Origin of the sequence: Ideonella flava (assembly GCF_051857595.1) — a bacterium.
Classification (GTDB): Bacteria; Pseudomonadota; Gammaproteobacteria; order Burkholderiales; family Burkholderiaceae_C; genus Ideonella.
In genome coordinates, this window is record NZ_JBPZHD010000005.1 from 249703 (window position 1) to 267835 (window position 18133).

The 18133-nt window shown below is 66.8% G+C and carries 15 protein-coding genes; 8 read left to right on the forward strand and 7 right to left on the reverse strand.

All coding sequences use genetic code 11. The features are described from left to right. Positions 1-30: 30 nt before the first annotated feature. The 8 genes from ACS5PM_RS12645 to ACS5PM_RS12680 all read left to right on the forward strand — a co-directional run bounded on the left by ACS5PM_RS12645 (position 31) and on the right by ACS5PM_RS12680 (position 8791). Complete coding sequence (locus tag ACS5PM_RS12645) at positions 31-1059, forward strand: NADP-dependent oxidoreductase (RefSeq protein WP_439387988.1); 1029 nt, start codon at positions 31-33, stop codon at positions 1057-1059. After that, positions 1025-3070 (forward strand): 3-hydroxyacyl-CoA dehydrogenase NAD-binding domain-containing protein, encoded by a 2046-nt coding sequence (locus ACS5PM_RS12650; protein WP_439387989.1) that lies wholly within the window; start codon positions 1025-1027, stop codon positions 3068-3070. The genes ACS5PM_RS12645 and ACS5PM_RS12650 overlap by 35 nt, the downstream gene beginning before the upstream one ends. Further along, entirely contained in the window at positions 3063-4265 is a 1203-nt protein-coding gene (locus ACS5PM_RS12655) for an acetyl-CoA C-acyltransferase (RefSeq protein ID WP_439387990.1), read from the forward strand. The genes ACS5PM_RS12650 and ACS5PM_RS12655 overlap by 8 nt, the downstream gene beginning before the upstream one ends. 258 nt (positions 4266-4523) lie before the next feature. After that, on the forward strand, positions 4524-5321 hold the full coding sequence (locus ACS5PM_RS12660; RefSeq protein WP_439387991.1) for an enoyl-CoA hydratase/isomerase family protein: 798 nt from the start codon (positions 4524-4526) through the stop codon (positions 5319-5321). Positions 5322-5352: 31 nt separating this feature from the next. Next, a complete protein-coding gene (locus tag ACS5PM_RS12665) occupies positions 5353-5700 on the forward strand; it encodes an EthD domain-containing protein (protein WP_439387992.1) in 348 nt (115 codons plus the stop codon). Further along, positions 5697-6497 (forward strand): SDR family NAD(P)-dependent oxidoreductase, encoded by an 801-nt coding sequence (locus tag ACS5PM_RS12670; RefSeq protein ID WP_439387993.1) that lies wholly within the window; start codon positions 5697-5699, stop codon positions 6495-6497. The genes ACS5PM_RS12665 and ACS5PM_RS12670 overlap by 4 nt, the downstream gene beginning before the upstream one ends. Then, entirely contained in the window at positions 6490-8058 is a 1569-nt protein-coding gene (locus tag ACS5PM_RS12675; protein ID WP_439387994.1) for a class I adenylate-forming enzyme family protein, read from the forward strand. Before ACS5PM_RS12670 ends, ACS5PM_RS12675 begins: the two co-directional genes overlap by 8 nt. Before the next feature lie 88 nt (positions 8059-8146). After that, entirely contained in the window at positions 8147-8791 is a 645-nt protein-coding gene (locus ACS5PM_RS12680) for a TetR/AcrR family transcriptional regulator (RefSeq protein WP_439387995.1), read from the forward strand. Positions 8792-8802: 11 nt separating this feature from the next. Here the strand turns inward: ACS5PM_RS12680 and ACS5PM_RS12685 are convergent, their stop codons facing one another. The 7 genes from ACS5PM_RS12685 to ACS5PM_RS12715 form a co-directional block, all read right to left on the reverse strand. Further along, positions 8803-9510: a carboxymuconolactone decarboxylase family protein gene (locus tag ACS5PM_RS12685; RefSeq protein ID WP_439387996.1), complete on the reverse strand. Its 708-nt coding sequence runs from the start codon at positions 9508-9510 to the stop codon at positions 8803-8805. Positions 9511-9526: 16 nt separating this feature from the next. Then, positions 9527-12001, reverse strand: a complete 2475-nt coding sequence (locus ACS5PM_RS12690; RefSeq protein WP_439387997.1) for an efflux RND transporter permease subunit — start codon at positions 11999-12001, stop codon at positions 9527-9529. Positions 12002-12011: 10 nt separating this feature from the next. Then, positions 12012-13124 carry a WD40/YVTN/BNR-like repeat-containing protein gene (locus ACS5PM_RS12695; RefSeq protein WP_439387998.1) on the reverse strand — a complete coding sequence of 371 codons (1113 nt, stop codon included), beginning with the start codon at positions 13122-13124 and terminating at the stop codon, positions 12012-12014. A gap of 21 nt (positions 13125-13145) precedes the next feature. Further along, positions 13146-14519, reverse strand: coding sequence for a DUF1329 domain-containing protein (locus ACS5PM_RS12700; RefSeq protein WP_439387999.1), 1374 nt, complete (start codon positions 14517-14519; stop codon positions 13146-13148). A 22-nt stretch (positions 14520-14541) separates the two neighbouring features. Beyond that, positions 14542-16233 (reverse strand): DUF1302 domain-containing protein, encoded by a 1692-nt coding sequence (locus ACS5PM_RS12705; RefSeq protein ID WP_439388000.1) that lies wholly within the window; start codon positions 16231-16233, stop codon positions 14542-14544. Positions 16234-16336: 103 nt separating this feature from the next. Then, on the reverse strand, positions 16337-16666 hold the full coding sequence (locus ACS5PM_RS12710) for a hypothetical protein (protein WP_439388001.1): 330 nt from the start codon (positions 16664-16666) through the stop codon (positions 16337-16339). A 47-nt stretch (positions 16667-16713) separates the two neighbouring features. After that, positions 16714-17973, reverse strand: a complete 1260-nt coding sequence (locus ACS5PM_RS12715; RefSeq protein WP_439388002.1) for an acyl-CoA dehydrogenase family protein — start codon at positions 17971-17973, stop codon at positions 16714-16716. Between the last annotated feature and the right edge of the window lie 160 nt (positions 17974-18133).

Consider the following 18133-nt stretch of genomic DNA (forward strand, 5'->3'; position numbering starts at 1 on the left):
GGGGACGGCGCACAGCGCCAAGGGGGTCGAATGAGTCCCGCCCCGAACCGGCAGTGGCTGCTGCGCCGGCGACCCCAGGGCCTCGTCACGGCCGCAGACCTCGCGCTGCACAGTGCTGGCGTCCCCACGATCGAAGACGGGCAGGTCCTGATCCGGGTCTTGCTGCTGTGCATGGATCCGACCATTCGCAACTTCATGAATGCCGATCCCGGCTACGGCATTCCCATCGGCCTCGGCGAGCCCGTCAGAGGAATGGTGCTGGGCAGGATCGTCGAGTCCCGTGATCCCGCGCGTGCAGAAGGCCAACTGGTGTGGGGCTTCGGATCCTGGAGCGAGTACGTCGTCGGCGCCGGCGCCCGGTTCCATCCGGTTCCCGTTCATCTGGGCCATGCCCCGGCCGTCTATGCGCACGCCCTCGGGACCATCGGACTGACAGCCCATCGCGGGCTGTTCGACGTGGCCGGCCTGCGCCCCGGCGAGACGGTGCTGGTCAGTGCCGCTGCGGGAGCGGTCGGCTCGTTGGTCGGCCAGATGGCCCGGATCGGCGGCGCATCGAGGGTCGTCGGGATTGCCGGCGGCGCCGAGAAGTGCCGGCGTGCCACCGAACGCTACGGCTACGACGTCTGCATCGACCACCAGGACTCGGCGCGCTGGCGCGATGCCATCGGCGATGCGCTGCCGGACGGCGTCGACGTGGTGTTCGAGGGCGTGGGTGGCGCTGTGCTCGAAGCAGCCATCGACCGGGTCAACAAGCATGGCCGCGTCGCGCTCTGCGGCATGGTCTCCCGCTACAGCGCCACCGAGAAGGCGCCGGGCCCCGCGAACCTGTGGAACCTGGTCGTGAAGTCCGCCCGGATGCAGGGTTTCCTGGTCAGCGACCTCTTCAGCCAGCCCGCGCGCATGGACGAGATGCTGCGCGAGATCGATGCCTGGATCCGCGGCGGCAGCCTGCGCTACGACATCGACATCCGCCACGGCTTCGAGCAGGTTCCCGAAGCATTCAACTGCCTGTTCACCGGCGCCCATGCGGGGCGGCTGGTGGTGGACATCGCGCAATAGGAGCGTCCCTTTGATGAGTCGAGTCAGCTATGCCCTTCACGGCCGCGTCGCCGTCGCCACCGTCGAGAATCCCCCTGTCAACGCGCTGAGCCATGACGTGCGAAGCGGCCTGATGGACGCCATCGCGCGCTGTGTGGCCGATCCGCAGGCCGAGGCGCTGGTCATCATTGGCGGCGGTGACACGTTCATCGCGGGCGCGGACATCAACGACTTCGGCAAGCCCTACGACGAGCCGACGCTCTACGACATCATGGACGCGTTGCTGTCCTGCCCCAAGCCGGTCATCGCGGCCATCCACGGCACGGCCTTCGGCGGCGGCTTCGAACTCGCGCTCTCCTGCCACTGGCGGGTCGCTGCCCGCGGCGCCCAGGTCGGCCAGCCGGAGGTGAAACTGGGCCTGATCCCTGGTGGCGGCGGCACGCAGTGGTGGACCCGGCTGGCGGGCCCGGAGGTGGCGCTGCAGGTCTGCACCAGCGGTGATCCGGTAAGCGCCGAACAGGCCTTCGAGTGGAGCGTCATCGACCGCATCGTCGAGGGCGATCAGCTGGACGGCGCCTTGCGCTTCGCCGCAGAGGTTGCCAGTGGTGCGTTGCCCCGCAGGCTTCGCGAATCCTCCGACAAGATCCGCGGCGCCGATCCAGCGCTGTTCGCGGACTTCCGCAGCAAGCACCAGCGCAAGTGGAACGGCCTGGTGGCGCCGTGGAAGATCGTCGACTGCATCGAAGCCGCCTGCAGGCTCGACTTCGAGGAAGGATCGAAGCTGGAGCGGCAGGCCTTCCAGGAGTGCGAGCGCAGTTTCCAGAGCCGCGCGCTGATCCACCTCTTCTTTGCGGAGCGCGCCGCGGGCAAGGTGAAGGACGTGAACTCCTCGCCGGCTGCGCCGATCCGGTCCGCCGCGGTCGTCGGCGCCGGGACCATGGGCGGCGGCATCGCCATGTGCTTCGCCAATGCGGGCATCCCGGTCACGCTGCTCGACACGTCGCCGGACGCCTTGAGCCGGGGGCTCGCGACCATCCGCGCCAACTACGCCACCTCGGTGGCACGGGGCAGCATGACGCGGCTGAACGCCGACCGTGCCCTGGGCTGCATCCACACGACCGAGAGCGATGCCGATCTGGCCCATGCCGACGTCGTCGTCGAGGCGGTGTTCGAGGACCTGGCGTTGAAGAAGGAAGTCTTCCGGCGCCTGGACGCCGTGGCCAAGCCCGGCGCGATCCTGGCCACGAACACGTCGACCCTGGACGTCGATGCGATCGCCGCAGCCACCTCTCGCCCGGAGAGCGTCGTCGGCCTGCACTTCTTCAGCCCCGCCAACGTCATGCGCCTGCTGGAGATCGTGCGCGGCGCGCGCTCCAGCCCTGCCACCCTCGGTGCCGCCCTCGGCCTGGCCCGGACCCTGCGCAAGACCGCGGTGGTCGCGGGCAATGCCGAGGGATTCATCGGCAATCGCATCCTCGACGCCTACGGGACGGAAGCGGACTTCCTTCTCGAGGAAGGCGCCACGCCCTGGCAGATCGACCGCGTGCTGGTCGAGTTCGGCTTTCCGATGGGCCTGTTCGCCATGCGCGACATGGCGGGGCTGGATGTGTTCTGGCGCATCCGCCAGCAGCAGAACGCGACCCGCCCCAGGCCCGCGCGCTACTCCCCCATTGCCGACCGCCTCTACGAGAGGGGCCGCCTTGGGCAGAAGACCGGGAGCGGGTACTACGTCTACCGCGGCCGCGAGGCCACTCCAGATCCGGAAGTCGAGTCCCTCATCGCGGGCGTGTCGGCGGAGCTCGGATTCGAGCGCGAGCCGATCGCCGACGAGGACATCCTTCACCGGCTGCTGCGCGCCATGGCCAGGGAGGGCGCGCGCCTTCTGGAGGAAGGCGTTGCGCAGCGGGCCGGCGACATCGACGTCGTCTATGCCAACGGCTACGGCTTTCCGCGCTACCGCGGCGGGCCCATGTGGTGGGCGCGGGAAGTCGGCCTGTCGCTTCTTCCATCCACGGAGCTCACTCATGCGTGATGCGGTCATCGTTTCCGTCGCCCGTACGCCCATCGGCAAGGCCTATCGCGGTGCCTTCAACAACACCCAGGGGCAAGCCCTGGCGGCGCATGCCATCAAGGCTGCGCTGGAACGCACCGGCGTGGAGCCCGACGCCGTCGACGACGTCGTCCTGGGCTGCGCATTGCAGCAGGGATGCACGGGTTTCAACGTGGCACGGCAGGCCGCCTTGCGGGCCGGCCTGCCGGTCAGCGTGCCCGGCATGACTGTCGACCGCCAGTGCGCCTCGGGCCTGATGGCCGTGGCGACCGCCGCGAAACAGATCTTGGTCGACGGAATGAAGGTTGCGGTGGCGGGCGGTGTCGAGTCGGTCTCGCTGGTTCAGAACGACAAGGCCAACTCGTTCCGCGTGCAGGACCCCGTCCTCGACGAGCGGATCCCGCAGCTCTACATGGCGATGCTCGAGACCGCCGAGATCGTTGCCGACCGCTACGGGATCTCCCGCGAGCGCCAGGACGAGTTCGCCCTTCGCTCCCAGCTCAGGACCGCCGAGGCGCAGGCTCGGGGCCGGTTCGACGAAGAGATCGTGCCGATGGATGCGGTGATGGCGCGAATCGACAAGGCCACCGGTGCGACCAGCTTCGAGACCATCACCATCTCCCGCGACGAAGGCAACCGGCCACAGACCACGCTCGCCGAGCTGGCCGCGCTGAAGCCGGTGCTCAAGCAAGGCCAGCGACTCGCGCAAGGGCGGTACGTCACCGCGGGCAATGCCTCGCAACTGTCGGATGGCGCCGCCGCGCTGGTGCTGATGGAAGCGGCGGAGGCTTCACGCCGGAGCCTGGAGCCGCTGGGGCGTTATGTCGGCATGGCGGTGGCAGGGTGCGGGCCGGAGGAAATGGGCATCGGGCCGGTGCTGGCCGTGCCCAAGCTGCTGGCGCAGGCCGGGTTGCGCGTCGATGACATCGGACTCTGGGAACTCAACGAGGCGTTCGCCTCGCAAGTGCTGTACTGCGCCGATCGACTCGGCATCCCCGACGAACGGATCAACGTCTCGGGCGGTGCGATTGCCATCGGCCATCCCTACGGCATGTCCGGCGCCCGCATGACCGGCCACGTGCTGATCGAGGGTCGCCGGCGCAAGGCCAGGTACGGCGTGGTCACCATGTGCGTCGGCGGCGGCATGGGCGCGGCCGGCCTGTTCGAGATCTTCTGAGTGCCCCCAGGGCCGGGCTTGCCCGGCCCGCCCCCCGTGGGGTTCAAGCAAAGTGGCAAAGCCACATTTGCTTGAGAACTCCCCCCAGGGCCGGGCTCGCCCGGCCCGCCCCCCGTGGGAGTTCAAGCAAAGTGGCAAAGCCACATTTGCTTGAGACCCGATATTGACAAGCAGGGTGCTTGTGCTATCTTTTGCGTTCGACCGACCGGTCGGGTGTGTACTGAAACGCTGATCATCAGCATTTGCAGGAGCGAGAGCATGGAGAAGGAAAAGGACGTCATTCAATACGAAGTCGCGTCGAATGGCGTCGCGACGATCTGGCTCAACCGGCCCCACAAGCGCAACTGCGTCAGCCCGCAGCTGCTGAAGGAGCTGGAGGCGGCGGTGGATCACGCGGCCGAGGACAAGGAGGCACTGGCGGTCGTGTTCCGTGGCCGCGCCAACACCTTCTGCTCGGGTGCCGACCTGGATCTGCTGGTCAGCCCGGTGCTGCACGAGACCACCACTTCGCTGCAGCTCGCGATCGATTCCGCCCGCACCTACGACAAGATCTTCAACATGAAGAAGCCCACCATCGCGGCGGTCGAGGGCTATGCCGTCGCCGGTGGCTTCGAGCTCATGATCTCCTGCGACTTCGCCCTCGCCGCCTCCGAGGCCAAGATCGGCGACTTCCACATTCGCCGGGCGCTGTTCGGCGGCGCCGGCCCGATCTACCGCCTGCCGCGCATGATCGGAATGCGTCGCTCCAAGGAGCTGATGCTCACCGGCAAGCTGCTGACCGGCGAGCAGTGCGCCGACTGGGGCCTGATCAACGCGTGCGCGCCCCAGGCCGAGTTCGACCAGCTGATCCAGGACTTCTGCGCACCGCTGATCGACAAGAGTCCGTTCTGCATGTGGATGACGAAGATGGCCGTGAACCGCGGGCTGGACGCCGACACCAACTCGCTGATCACCCTGGAAACCATGACCTGCAACGTCGTGCACCATTCGGCTGATGCAAAGGAAGGCGTGCGTGCATTCCTCGAGAAGCGCAAGCCCGAGTGGACCGGCAACTGAACTGCGAAGGCGCGTCGATATGTCAACCAGCATGGTCGTTCTCGCGACCCGTCCCCCTGAGTGGACGCGCGAGCAATTCACGCTCTGGTGGCGCGGCGAACACGCCGAGCAGGCCAAGAAGCTGCCCGGATTGCAGGCCTACCGCCATGGCGAAGTCGTGTTCGACTACGACCATCCGGAGGCTCCCGAGTGGGACGGTCATGCGGTCCTGACCTTCCCTTCCAGGGATCACCTCGACGCGGCACTGAAGTCGCCGCAGTGGGCGGCGGCGGTGGCCCATGTCGGCAGGATGAAGGGCAAGCGGATCGTGCTCGTCACCGAGGAAGCCGACCTGCTCCTGCGCACGGCGGGTCAGCCGGCAGGGGAAGCGGCGACATGACCACGCCATTCGACCCCGGCTTCGTCGCCCGGCAGTTCCGCCTCGACGGCCAGGCCGCGCTCATCACAGGCGGGCGCGGGGCCCTGGCCGAGGCCATTGCGGCGGCGCTGGCCGATCTCGGCTGCGACATCGCCCTGGCCAGCCGGCACGAGAACGACTGCGCGGAAACAGCGGCGGGCATCGCCGCCCGCTTCGGACGCCAAGCGATCGGCCTGCGCTGCGATATCTCCGACGAGGAAGAGGTCGAGGCGGCCGTGGGGGCGACGGTGGAGCGGTTCGGCAAGCTCGACATCCTGGTCAACAACGCCGGCGCATCCTGGTGGGGCTTGCCGGAGGAGATTCCGCTGTCCGGCTGGCGCAAGGTGGTCGACACCAATCTCACCGGCACGTTCCTGGCATGCCGCCATGCCGCTAGGCACATGATCGCCAGCGGGGCCGGCGGCTCGATCGTCAACATCGCATCGGTCGGCGCCTTCCTGTCCTACACGCCGGATGCGGGTCAGGTCGTTCCATACACGACCACCAAGGCGGCGATGGTCCACCTCACGAGCGACCTCGCCGCCCAGTGGGCGCGGCATGGCATCCGCGTGAATGCCGTGGCGCCGGGCTCGGTGGAAACCGGGATGACGCAGACGCTCGACGCGAACACCCAGCAGAAGCTGCTGGACGGGATCCTCCTCCACCGATTCGGCAGACCGTCCGAGATCGTCGCCACCGTGGCGCTGCTGGCCTCGGCCGCCGGGAGTTTCATCACCGGCCAGACTTACATCGTCGATGGAGGGCAATGCCTTGCCTGAACCGAACCCGGCCACCCATTCCATTGAAGGCCTGACGTGGACCGACGCACCGCTGTGGGAACAGTTCCACGCACTGGCTGACGCCGATCCGCAGGCGCTGGCCATCGTCGCCGCCGACGGCCGCTCCTGGACGCGTGGCGAGATGCGCAGCATGGCCGTGGCCGCCTATCACGCGCTGCTCGCCGCCGGCGTCCAGCCGCATGACCGCGTGATGCTGCAGGGGCGCAAGACACCGCAGACGCTGGCCTGCGCGCTGGGGGTTTCCGCCGCCCGCGCCATCGTCTGCCCTTACACGCCGGACCTCGGAGCCGCCGAGCGAGAAGTCCTCGACCAACGACTGGGACATATCGCTGTCGTCAGTGACTCGGAAGGTGCGCCGATTCCGGGCGTCCCCGGGCTGCGCCTGTCGCTGCGCCACCGCGCTGCCCTCGGCGAGCCCGACGCGCGCGACGCGCTGGCCGCGATGATCGGCTTCACGTCCGGCACGACCGGTGTGCCGAAGGGGGTCATGCATTCAGCCGCGGCGATGAACTACACGGTGCGGGCGTGCCAGCGGATCGCAGGGCTCGCCCCGGGGGACGCCATCCTCGGCGTGGTTCCGCTGGGCAGTGCCCCGGGCTTCACTTTCACGGCCCACTTCAGCCTGGCACTCGGCCATCCGCTGGTCGTGATCGATCCCTGGGATGCGCGGGAAACGCTCAGGCTCATCGAGGCACACCAGGTTCGCTGGGGCATCTGCGTGCCCACCCACCTGGCTTCGCTGATCGAGGTGGCGCGAGGCGAGCACTGGTCGCGAACGAGTCCGTTGAAGGCCTTGGGCGTGGGCGGCAGCTCGATGACGCCGGAGCTGGTGGCCGACGCACACGCGCTGCTCGGCATCCGGGCGCTGCGGATGTTCGGAATGTCGGAATGCATGGGGCACGCGTCCACGCTGCTGGACGATCCCCCGCAGCGGCTCGGGCACTCCGACGGCCGCTCCTTCCCGGGGACCCAGGACGAGGCCTTCGACCCACAGCTGCGCATGCTGCCCAGGGGCCAGCGCGGGCAGGCGGGCGTGCGCGGCCCCTCGCTCTTCCTCGGCTATTGCCTTGGCCTGGGCGACCAGGGCCATCGGCTGACCGAGGGCGGCTTCTATCTCACCGGCGACGAGATCATCTGCGACGACGCCGGCTACGTGAAGGTGGTGGGCCGCCTCAAGGACCAGATCATCCGGGGCGGCTTCAACATCGACCCCGCGGAGGTCGAAGCGGCGCTGATGCGCCATCCCGCCATCGCGCAGGTGGCGGTCGTGTCGGTGCCGGAGAAGCGGCTGGGGGAGCAAGCCTGCGCAGTGTGTTGTGTACGTGATGGCCAGGCGACCCCCACCCTCGAGGACATCAAGAGCCACTTGTCCGAGATCGGGCTGTCGAAGAAGAAGTGGCCGGAGCACCTGCTGGTGATGGCCGAGTTGCCTGTCACCGCCACGGGCAAGATCGACAAGAAGCGCCTGCGCGGGATCGCCGTGTCGCAAGTGCATCCCGAACCGCGAGAGGCGAAAGGCCCCTTGGGACGCGTGCATTAGACTCTCGACCGGCGGGACGGTCGAATGAACCGTCGGCCGTGGCAACCGGCAACGCCATCCATCGAAACGATCCGAAGAGAGAGCCCTGATGAACAGTGCAACAGCCAAGGCAGCCGCGCCCGCGAAACGAAAGAAGCCCCGCGCAACGACCGCGGCGCACGACGACAGACGGATCGACATCATCGAGCACTGCGCCGCGCTGTTCGACAAGGTGGGCTACCACGGGACCTCGATGCAGATGCTGGCGGACGACGTGGGGCTCGGCAAGCCGAGCCTGTACCACTACTTTCGCAGCAAGACCGACATCCTCTACGAGATGCATCAGATGCACATCGATGCCCTCATCGAAGGACTGGCGGCGGACGACGTGGCCAGCGCGGACCCGGCCCAGTCCCTGGAGAGGGCGGCTTTCCTGACGCTGCGGCAGATCGCCGAGCACCCTGGCTACGTGGCCGCCTTCATGGACCACTACAGGGAGCTGGAGGGCAAGCAGCGGACCGAGATGCGCAAGCGCCGGAGCGAGTACCTCGCCTGCATCACGAACATCGTCAAGAGCGGCATCGAAGCGGGCAGGTTTCGCGACGTGGACGCGGACCTCGCCACCCTCGCCTTCCTGGGCATGTGCACGTGGGCCTACAAGTGGTATCCGCGCATGGCGGCGCAGAACCCGCCCGAGAAGATGGCGAAAAGCCTTTGCGACATCTTCCTCGGTGGTCTTCTCAAACAGGCTTGACTCGCACGCTTTCAGGCAGCGTCCATCGCCGCTGCGCCGCTGACCCAGGCTGAGAGCCCGCTCGTCGCGACGGTGCAGACGATGGCCTCGGCGATCTCTTGTTCGCTGGCGCCTGCCGTGCGAGCGCCCTTGATGTGCACCGACGTCAGCGGGCTGTAGTCCGCCGCCAGCACCGCCACCAGCAGCAGCTCGGAGTACTTCGGACCGAGCGGCGTGCCATTGATGGTGCCCTCGCGCATCAGGTAGTAGGCGTCGGCGCCGAGCGGCAGCAGGCTGGCGAGCTTGCCGAGGGACGGCGGCATGCTGCCGAAGTAGGCGAGGAAGTTTTTCTCTGCCTCCCCGGGCTCCACCTCCTTGATGCGCAGCGGTGCCTCCCCGCCGCTGCTCCCCGGATACACCGCCTCCAAGGCCTCGATGAAGGACAGCGCGGCCCCCTCCCCGCGCACGCTGCTCAGCACGATGGCCGCCGCCGTTGCTTCCTCTAGCCCGAGACCCAGCTGCCGCGCCCGCTCCAGCTCACGCAACGCCATGGCGCGGTAGCCCTTGGTCGTGGCGGCTGTCGCGACGAACAGCGCCTTCACCCGCGCAGGAAGGGCACCATCCTGGTCGATGATCGCCCTGAACCTGGCGTAGCCGCTGAGTGTCAAGGGGGCGATCCGCCTCAGCAGAGGCGAGTCCAGCAGCGCATTCGCTTCGCTGACGACGAAATCCATGGTCATGTCCTCTTGTTCAACGTCATGACAACGCCGCGCGTTGCGAGGCTCCACGCGCGACGGGGTCCGGTTCGGCCTGCTCGTGCCTGCGAGTCTCACCTTGCAGCAGGAAGTGCGAAAGCGCCGGGATCAGGATCAGTGCACCGAGCATGTTCCAGACGAACATGAAGGTCAGCAGGATGCCCATGTCGGCCTGGAACTTGATGGGCGACCAGGCCCACGTGACGACCCCGGCCGCCAGGGTGACGCCGACCAGCGCAACCACCTTGCCGGTGAAGGCCACCGCCCGCTGGTAGGACTGAGCGAGCGAGAGCCCGAGCCGTTGTTGGGCGAGTTGCACCGAGAGCAGGTACAGCGCGTAGTCGACGCCAATGCCGACCCCCAGAGCGACGACCGGTAGCGTCGCCACTTTCACGCCGATGCCGAGCTGGACCATCAAGGCCTCGGCCAGCAGGGACGTCAGCACCAGCGGAAGCACGGCGACGACCACGGCGCGCCAGCTCCGGAACGTGATGGCACAGAGCAGGATCACCGAGCCGTAGACGTAGGCCAGCATCATCCGGTTGGCGTCCCGCACGACGATGTTGGTGGTGGCATCGATGCCCGCGCTGCCAGCCGCCAACAGGAAGCTGCGGTCGGGCGCGTCGTGCTTCGCGGCGAACTCGCTCGCGGCCTTCACCATCCTGTCCAGGGTTTCGGCCTTGTGGTCCGACAGGAAGGCGAGCAGCGGGGTCATCGAGCAGCGCGCATTGAGGAGCTCCGCGTTCCACGACACGGCGTTGTTGATCTGTGCATCGATGATCGACTGCGAATCGGCAATCGTCAGCCACTTCGGGTTGCCCTCGAACGCACCGGAGGTGTAGGAGCGAACCGTGTCGGCCAACGACGTGGTGCGCTGCACGCCGGGTTGCTGCTGCAGTTCCCAGGCCAGGCGGTCGATCTCGGTCAGTGTCTCGTAGGAGCGGCAGCCGTCATCGGCCGTCTTGACCATGATGGCGAAGACGTCGCTCGATATGCCGTAGTTCGCGGTGATGAAGGCGTTGTCGCGGTTGTAGCGCGAGTCGGGCCGCAGCTCGGGCGCGCCAGCGTCGAGATCGCCGATCTTCAGGTTCATGGCGCCGACATAGCCCACGGCACCGAGCACCGCCGCGACCGCGAGCGCGCCGGTGGCCCAACGCCGCTCGGTGAAGCGGTCGAGGAAGCTCCAGAGCCTGCCGAAGCCACGACCGCGCGTTTCCTCGTCCTCCTCGGCCAGGCTGCGCTTTGCGGCGGCGGGGCTGACGCCCACGTAGGAGAGGAACACCGGCAAGAGGATCAGGTTGGTCATGATCAGCACGGCCACCCCCAGGCTCGCCGTCAACGCGAGTTCGCGGATCACCGGGATGTCGATCACCATCAGCACGCCGAAGCCGACCGCGTCGGCCAGCAGGGCCGTGAGACCGGCGAGGAACAGCCTGCGGAAGGTGTAGCGGGCAGCGACCCACTTGTGCGTGCCGCGCCCCACGTCCTGCATGATGCCGTTCAGCTTTTGCGCGCCGTGGGAGACACCGATCGCGAACACCAGGAAGGGCACGAGGATCGAGAAGGGATCTAGCCCGAACCCGAGGCTGACGACCAGGCCGAGCTGCCAGATCACGGCGATCAGCGAGCAGGTCAGCACCATGGCCGTGCTGCGCAGGCAGCGCATGTACAGGAAGATGACCAGCGCCGCCACGGCCGCTGCGATCAGGAAGAAGGTCATCACCTTCTGCAGACCCTCGATCAGGTCGCCCGCCAGCTTGGCGAAGCCGATGACGTACATGCGGACCTGTGGCGGCGAGCCTGCGTCGGCGCTCGCGTAGCGCTGGCGAATCTTCTCCAGCGACGCCGACAGCTTCTGGTAATCGAGTGCGTTGCCCTTCCCGTCCTGGGCCAGCAGCGGGATCACGATCATGGTCGACCGGTAGTCGTTCGCCACGAGGCCTCCTACCAACTTGGCCCGGGCGATGTTGATCTTCAGGTCCTCGATCGACTTCGGGCTGCCGTTGTAGTCGTTGGGCAGGACCGGCCCGCCCCGGAAGCCTTCCTCGGTCACCTCGACCCATCGCACCACCGGTGTGAAGATGCCTCTCATCCACGCCCGGTCGACCCCCGGCAAGGTGAAGATCTCGTCGTTGATCTTGGCCAAGGTCGCCAGGTACTCGCGATCGAAGATGTCGCCTCGCGGGTTCTCGATCACCACGCGCACCGAGTCGCCCAGCCCCCGCAACTCATGGCGGTTGTCCATGTAGTTCTTGATGTACGGGTGGCCCTGCGGAAGCATCTTGTCGAAGCTCGCGCCGACCTGCAGCCCCCGCAGCTGGAAGGCGAAGAACGCTGTCAGGAGGGCACAGACGGCGATGATGAGCGGCCGGTTGTTGAAGATCAGCCGCTCGAGCCAGTTGCCGGAGGCATTGTCGAAGTTGCGGGGATCGGCAACGATCACCATGGACGGGTTGCTGTCGATGGCTGTGCTCATGTGGATGTTCCTAGTCACTCGCGGCCTCGACCCGCGCACCTTCCGAGCCGACCACCACGGCTTTGCCGCCCGGTGCACCAGTGACCCCGTAGTAAGCCATCGGCCTTGCGGACTTCAGCCTGGCGAATGTCTTTCCGGCGTCCAGGCTGCGGACGAGTTCACCGGCCTGCGTCGCGAGAAGAATGGCGCCGCCGGGCAGCACGGCCCCGCTGGTGATCCCCGCCTGGCTGCCGATCGGCACCTTCTCCCAGGACTTTCCCTCGTCGACGCTGCGAAACAGGCTCCCGCGCAAGCCGAACGCGAGCAGCCAGTCCGCCCCGTCGGCAGCCAGCAGCCCGAACACGCTGCCCTGGTATGGCAGCGCCCGGGTGACGAAGCGGCCCTTCTGTGCGTCGAAGCGCCACACCATGCCTTGCTCGCCGGCGAGGCAGATGCCTTTGGTGCATCCCGCGATGGCGTAGAAGTGCAGTTCGTCGGGATTGTCGATGCGATCCATCCAAGGGGTCCAGGTCTGGCCGCCGTCTTCGGTACAGAAGAGGCGGTTGAAGGCCCCGGCCACGCATCCGGTGGTCTCGCTGTCGAAGTGCACGGCCATCAGTGGCTGGGTGCCCCCGTCGCCGGCGAGCCGCTTCTCGCGCTCGATCAGCTTGCGGATGCCGGGATCGTTGCCCGCCCTCGCCTCCAGGTAGCGAATCGCGATGTCGGCGCTTTGCCTCCCGTCGAGCTGCCTGGTCCAGTGCGCGCCGGCGTCGTCGGTGTGCAGGACGACCCCGCCGTGGCCCACGGCCCATCCCTTGGCAGCGCCCGCGAACGCGACGGCCACCAGATCGGTGCTGACCGGGACGCTCGCCTGCTTCCACGTCTGGCCGGCGTCATCGGAGTAGACGATGTGGCCCCGCTGGCCCACCGCGACGAAGCGGCTTCCGGCGGCCGCGACGGCCAGCAGCGGGCCGCGGGCCGCGAGGCTGCTCGATCGTGCCGGCTGATCGAGAGGCCCCTTGAATGGATCGGCAGCCGCTGTGAGCGACGTTGCCAAGCCCAGCGCGAACACCGAGCTCGCCAGGACCCGAGCGCCGAAGCCGCGGAGCCACCGGCCGGAAGATTTCTTCGTCAAGGATGCCAAGACCTGCTCCTCGAATCCGGCCTAGCGCACCCCTTCGGCCGCGAGTGCCTCGGCACTGAAGAACGAGTCCGGCTTCATCTCCGTGACCGTCCATCCCCCCTTGTCGGTCGGGTCCGTCTGGTGCGCGTACAAGCCGGTCGCCAGGTCGTACGTGACGTACTCGTCCGTCGTGTGGTACCCAGGCGTCTCGTACAGGGAGATCGGCAAGTTGTGCACCACGCGGTAGATCTGCCCGGTCGAATCGTAGTTGTCGGCGATCCCGACGCCGGGAAAGTCCTCGTCGAAGTGGAACACCCGCTTCGGGTAGACGTGCCGCTTGCCCGGCTTGAGGGTGGCCTCCACTACCCAGACCCGGTGAAGCTCCCAGCGCATGCAATCGGGATTCAGGTGATTCTTGACGTGCCGCACGGGATCCGGGCACACGGCCGGGTCGCGAACCTTGTAGGCGTGGTACGGGATGTACATCTCCTTCTTGCCGATCAGCTTGAAGTCGTACCTGTCCATCGCGCCGAAGAAGACGGCCGTGTCGTCCAGGACACCCGTGCCACCACCTGTCGAGCTCGGCGTGTCGTAGGCCAGATCGGGCGAAAGCTTGACCCGCCGCTGGCCAGGCAGGTAGGACCAGGCGCGGCGGCCGGTGTCGACCATGTCGACCGAGTCGCGCACCAACACCTTCTCCCCGGCCTTGCGGGCGGGCGCCGAGTAGTCCAGACGCAAGACCTCGTAGGGCTCGTTGCCGGAAATCGGCGTGGTGCGCTTCGGGTCGAAGATCGGGTACTGGATCCACACAGTCGAAGCCGCCACCAGCGTGCTCTTGCCAGTCGCATCCACCACGCGAGAAGACATGTTGGCGCTCGTGAAGGCCGGCGCATCGAACTTGAGCAGACGGTTCCAGATGACCTCGTTGCCCGTCTTGGGGAACGGGAACGGCAGGCCCGGCCAGCAGCCTTCGAGCTTCAGCCCGTCACTGACGGTCTTGCACTGCGAAGCGTTCTTCACCGTGTTGTCGAGGTAGTACTTGGGGTAGTTCGCGGTGCGGTGACTGGGGTAGACGTCGAGGCGGTAGGTCGGATACTTCGTCAGCATCGCCTTCGTTCCCTCGCTCAGCTTGTCCGCGTACTTGTCCATGTTCTTCGCATCGATCGAGAACTGCGGCTTCTCGCTCGCGAAGGGATCCGGGCGGCGCGTCGGCGTCTTGGGGTCGAAGGTCGCCGGAGGCGCGATGGCGCCGGTCCACTCGGGGATGGTGCCCTCCTTGTTGCCGGCCTTTTCGGCGCCCCAGGGCATGCGCGTCGAGCCCAGCGTCTTGACCTCTTCGGGCGTCGCGGCGGCAACCGCTGCGCCGGCGAGCGCTGCACTGATAGCGGCGGCGATGACTTCGATGTTCCGTGCCATTTTGGATGTCTCCTGTGCTGCGCTAGAAGGTCGTCTTGAACGTCACCGACAGCCAGCCGCGATCACGCAGGTTGCCGTTGCCGTTGGATGAACCCAGGACGGTCGGGCCGATGCCGGGGACTGCGAACGCAGCAGGTGTCGGCACGGCCCTCGTCAGGCCGTAATAGTCGGTGTAAGCGATGGCCAGGGTGTATTTGGCCTGGTAGTCGGCGGTCAGGCCCATGCTCCAGCTGCCGGCGTCCTGGTTGCCGCCGAAAGGCACCGGTGAGTTGCCCTTGAGACCCCGCGAGTATGCGATGGGCATCGAGAGGTCCACGGCCGGAAGGACCTGATACCAGGTCGGCGAGAACGAGATCTGCAGGCCCCAGGCGTCTTTCGTCGAGCAGCCGTCGCGCCAGCTGCCCTTCGGGTCACCGCCGACGCCGGGACAGGTGTAGTCGACATTCCTGAAGCCGGTGGGATTGGACTTGACCTTGTCCACTCTGCTGTAGGTCAACTCACCCGACAGGCTCGCGAGGTCGAACAGCGGCGTCTTGCCGATGACGGCGATCGCATTGACGAGCCCGTGCCAGGTGTCGCCGCGCGCAAGATCGGTGGACCCGAAGACCGTGTTCAGCACGCTGTTCTCCCGGTGCACGATCTCGGAGCCGATCGACACGCCCCCGGGGACCAGTGCCGACAGGCTCACGCCCCAGAGCTTCACGTCCTTGGCATAGGCACTGAAGAATTGCGTGGGGTTGGTGCCGAGCAGGAACTGCGGGACCTTGTCGTCGAACTCGCGGTAGTACAGGCCTATGGTTCCGAACCCTGTCACTGCCCTGGCGTTGATGCCCCAGTCACCGCGGTTCTTCGGCCTCGCGAAGGGTCCTTCCTTGAGGTCGCCCTGGAACGGGGCATTGGTGATGGGGCTGACCCTCGTTCCGCCAGCGAACAGGAAGTCGGTGGCGGCGAGGTACGTGCCTCCCTCGGGCAGGCGGAAGGGCTTCCACTCCAGCGCGTACTGCGCCGCGATCGAATAGGTTTCGTTCAGTCGCAGCAGGGCCGAGATCTGGTTGCGGGGCAGGAAGAGTTCCTTCGCCTCCGAGCCCGGGGTGGCCAGCGACTTGACGAAATTGACCGCACCTTGCGAATACGACACGCCGTGGATCGGCGTGAACAAGGATTCGCCCCAATAGATGTTGTGCCGGCCGACCCTCACGTCCAGCGGCGAACTGCCGAGGTCGATGCGGCCGAAGACGAACGCGTCGAGGAACTCCGCGGAGTGGGCGTAGTAGCGGCGAACCTTGCTCGTGAACCGGTTGTCCGGGTAGGCCGTTCCCATCCCTGCGGCCTGGTAGGCCGGATTGCCTGCCACGTCATCGCCGTACGCGAAGTCGTTCCAGGCCGAGCCGGACACTCGAAACCCATAGTTCTTCTTGTAGACGAAGTCGAACTCGGACAACAAGTCGAACCGGTTCGTCACCATGTCGCCCTGGTCGAACTTGTAGTCACCGGCCTGCAGCGACCATGTGTCGCCCAGCGTTCGGTTGCGTTCGTCCACTCGCCAGCCGACGTTGTAGCGGACCTGGTTGTCCCAACGGATCTCCATGTCCGGGTCAGATGTCTCGATCTGGAATGCAGCTGCGTCGCCGCTCCAGCAGCCCGCTGCCGCCAGGGCAGCCACCACGGGCCGCAAGCAATGCCGGATGGCCCGGCTCTCACCATGCGTCATCATCGTCTCCTCCAAGGAAATACCCCACGGCTGGCGTGCATTGCTTGCATCGCTGGGGTCGTAATCGAGCCGGCGAGCGTGGGCTCGACGGGGCCGACAGGCCGCTTCAGGCGCAGGCTTGCGCCGACTCGCGGCTGGCCACGCGACCGGCGTCTTCGCGGGAGTAGAAGCGGCCGCCGCGCACGAATCCGGCAATGACGGAATCCTTGAGCGCGGCCACTCTTCCAACGGCGTCCCTGGCCACCACCAGGTCGTCGGGCAATCCGTCGATCAGGTGAAACGGCGCCGGCCGGCCATCAGCGAAACAGGATGCATAGACGGCACTCGTCTCCTGGTCCATGAACGCCGGCTTGAATCCCAGGGATCGGTTCTCGGCGCTGGTCCCGCCGGTTCCCCGATGGACCAGCGTTTCCTGCCTCAGCCTGTCTTCGATCATTGCCCGATTCATCGCACTGTCTCCTTGGTCTGTTCTGCGAAAACTTCCTACTTCGAGTAAGCCTTGATGCTTGCGTACTCGCGTCCCTCGTGCTTGCGGCACTCGAGGTGCGCGATGGTTCGGCAATGCACCTCGTCGGGGCCATCGGTCAGACGCACGATCCGGGTGTTGGCATAGAGCTCGGCCAGGCCGAAGTCCTGGGCAACGCCGCCACCACCGTGCGCCTGGATGGCGAGATCGATCACCCGCTGGGCCACCCGCGGGGCGGCGACCTTGATCATGGCGATCTCGCCGCGGGCCGCCTTGTTGCCCACCGTGTCCATCATGTGGGCGGCCTTCATGCACAGCAGCCGGACCATCTCGATATCGATGCGTGCTTCGGCGATGCGCTCCTCCCAGACGGAGTGCTCGTGGATGCGCTTGCCGAAGGCCTCCCGCGACATCAGGCGCACGACCATCTTCTCCAGGGCCACTTCGGCCGAGGCGATGGTGCGCATGGCGTGATGGATGCGCCCCGGTCCAAGCCGGCCCTGGGCGATCTCGAAGCCCCTCCCCTCGCCGAGGATCAGGTTCTCCGCGGGGACGCGCACATCTTCCAGGATCACTTCGAAGTGGCCGTGCGGGGCATGGTCGAAGCCGAACACGTCGAGGTGCCGCATGAGCTTCACCCCCGGCGTCCCGGCCGGGACCAGGATCATCGACTGCTGACGGTAGGGGTCTGCCTTCGGGTCCGTCTTGCCCATCACGATGAAGAAGGCGCAGTGCGGGTGACCTGCACCCGAGCTCCACCACTTGTGGCCATTGATGACATAGTCCTGGCCATCACGCCGGATCTCCGTGCGGATGTTTCGCGCATCCGAGGACGCCACGGCCGGCTCGGTCATCAGGAAGGCGGAGCGGGTCTCGCCGTTGGCCAGGGGCAGCATGAAGCGGCGCTTCTGCTCGGGCGTGCCGTACCGGTGCAGCACCTCGAAGTTTCCGGTGTCGGGCGCCATGCAGTTGAACACCTCGGAAGCGAACGACACCCGGCCCATCAGCTCGGCGATCGGTGCGTACTCGACGTTGCTCAGCCCCACGCTGGTGAAGAACTCGTCGTCGTGCTCGGAAGGCGGCATGAAGATGTTCCAGAGCCCGGCAGCCCGCGCCTTGGCCTTGAGCTGCTCGAACACGGGCGGGGTCTGCTTCCAGCGGTCGATCTCGGCGCGTTGACGGTGGAAGGTGGGAATGGCCGGATGGATGTGCTCATCCATGAAGGCGCGAACCCGCCCCATCCACTCTTTCGACTTCTGCGACTGCTCGAAGCTCATGCTCAGGATCCTTGGCGGCCTTGTGCCGAGTGGCAGGGACTTGATGTCGCACCCGACATCAACGTGAGCACAATGTATTCGACCGCCCGGTCGGTTGTCAAGCTCGACCGCCCGGTCGGTTTAAATTATCATGCAGCCGGTTCCTCTCTTCACCAAGGAG

Bases quoted from the DNA above. Each gene is read 5' to 3' on its own strand.
- ACS5PM_RS12650 (WP_439387989.1), top strand. From the start codon at position 1,025: ATGCGGGGCGGCTGGTGGTGGACATCGCGCAATAGGAGCGTCCCTTTG.
- ACS5PM_RS12700 (WP_439387999.1), bottom strand. From the start codon at position 14,519: ATGGCACGGAACATCGAAGTCATCGCCGCCGCTATCAGTGCAGCGCTC.
- ACS5PM_RS12655 (WP_439387990.1), top strand. From the start codon at position 3,063: ATGCGTGATGCGGTCATCGTTTCCGTCGCCCGTACGCCCATCGGCAAG.
- ACS5PM_RS12645 (WP_439387988.1), top strand. From the start codon at position 31: ATGAGTCCCGCCCCGAACCGGCAGTGGCTGCTGCGCCGGCGACCCCAG.
- ACS5PM_RS12685 (WP_439387996.1), bottom strand. From the start codon at position 9,510: ATGACCATGGATTTCGTCGTCAGCGAAGCGAATGCGCTGCTGGACTCG.
- ACS5PM_RS12705 (WP_439388000.1), bottom strand. From the start codon at position 16,233: ATGATGACGCATGGTGAGAGCCGGGCCATCCGGCATTGCTTGCGGCCC.
- ACS5PM_RS12660 (WP_439387991.1), top strand. From the start codon at position 4,524: ATGGAGAAGGAAAAGGACGTCATTCAATACGAAGTCGCGTCGAATGGC.
- ACS5PM_RS12665 (WP_439387992.1), top strand. From the start codon at position 5,353: ATGGTCGTTCTCGCGACCCGTCCCCCTGAGTGGACGCGCGAGCAATTC.
- ACS5PM_RS12715 (WP_439388002.1), bottom strand. From the start codon at position 17,973: ATGAGCTTCGAGCAGTCGCAGAAGTCGAAAGAGTGGATGGGGCGGGTT.
- ACS5PM_RS12670 (WP_439387993.1), top strand. From the start codon at position 5,697: ATGACCACGCCATTCGACCCCGGCTTCGTCGCCCGGCAGTTCCGCCTC.
- ACS5PM_RS12710 (WP_439388001.1), bottom strand. From the start codon at position 16,666: ATGATCGAAGACAGGCTGAGGCAGGAAACGCTGGTCCATCGGGGAACC.
- ACS5PM_RS12680 (WP_439387995.1), top strand. From the start codon at position 8,147: ATGAACAGTGCAACAGCCAAGGCAGCCGCGCCCGCGAAACGAAAGAAG.
- ACS5PM_RS12690 (WP_439387997.1), bottom strand. From the start codon at position 12,001: ATGAGCACAGCCATCGACAGCAACCCGTCCATGGTGATCGTTGCCGAT.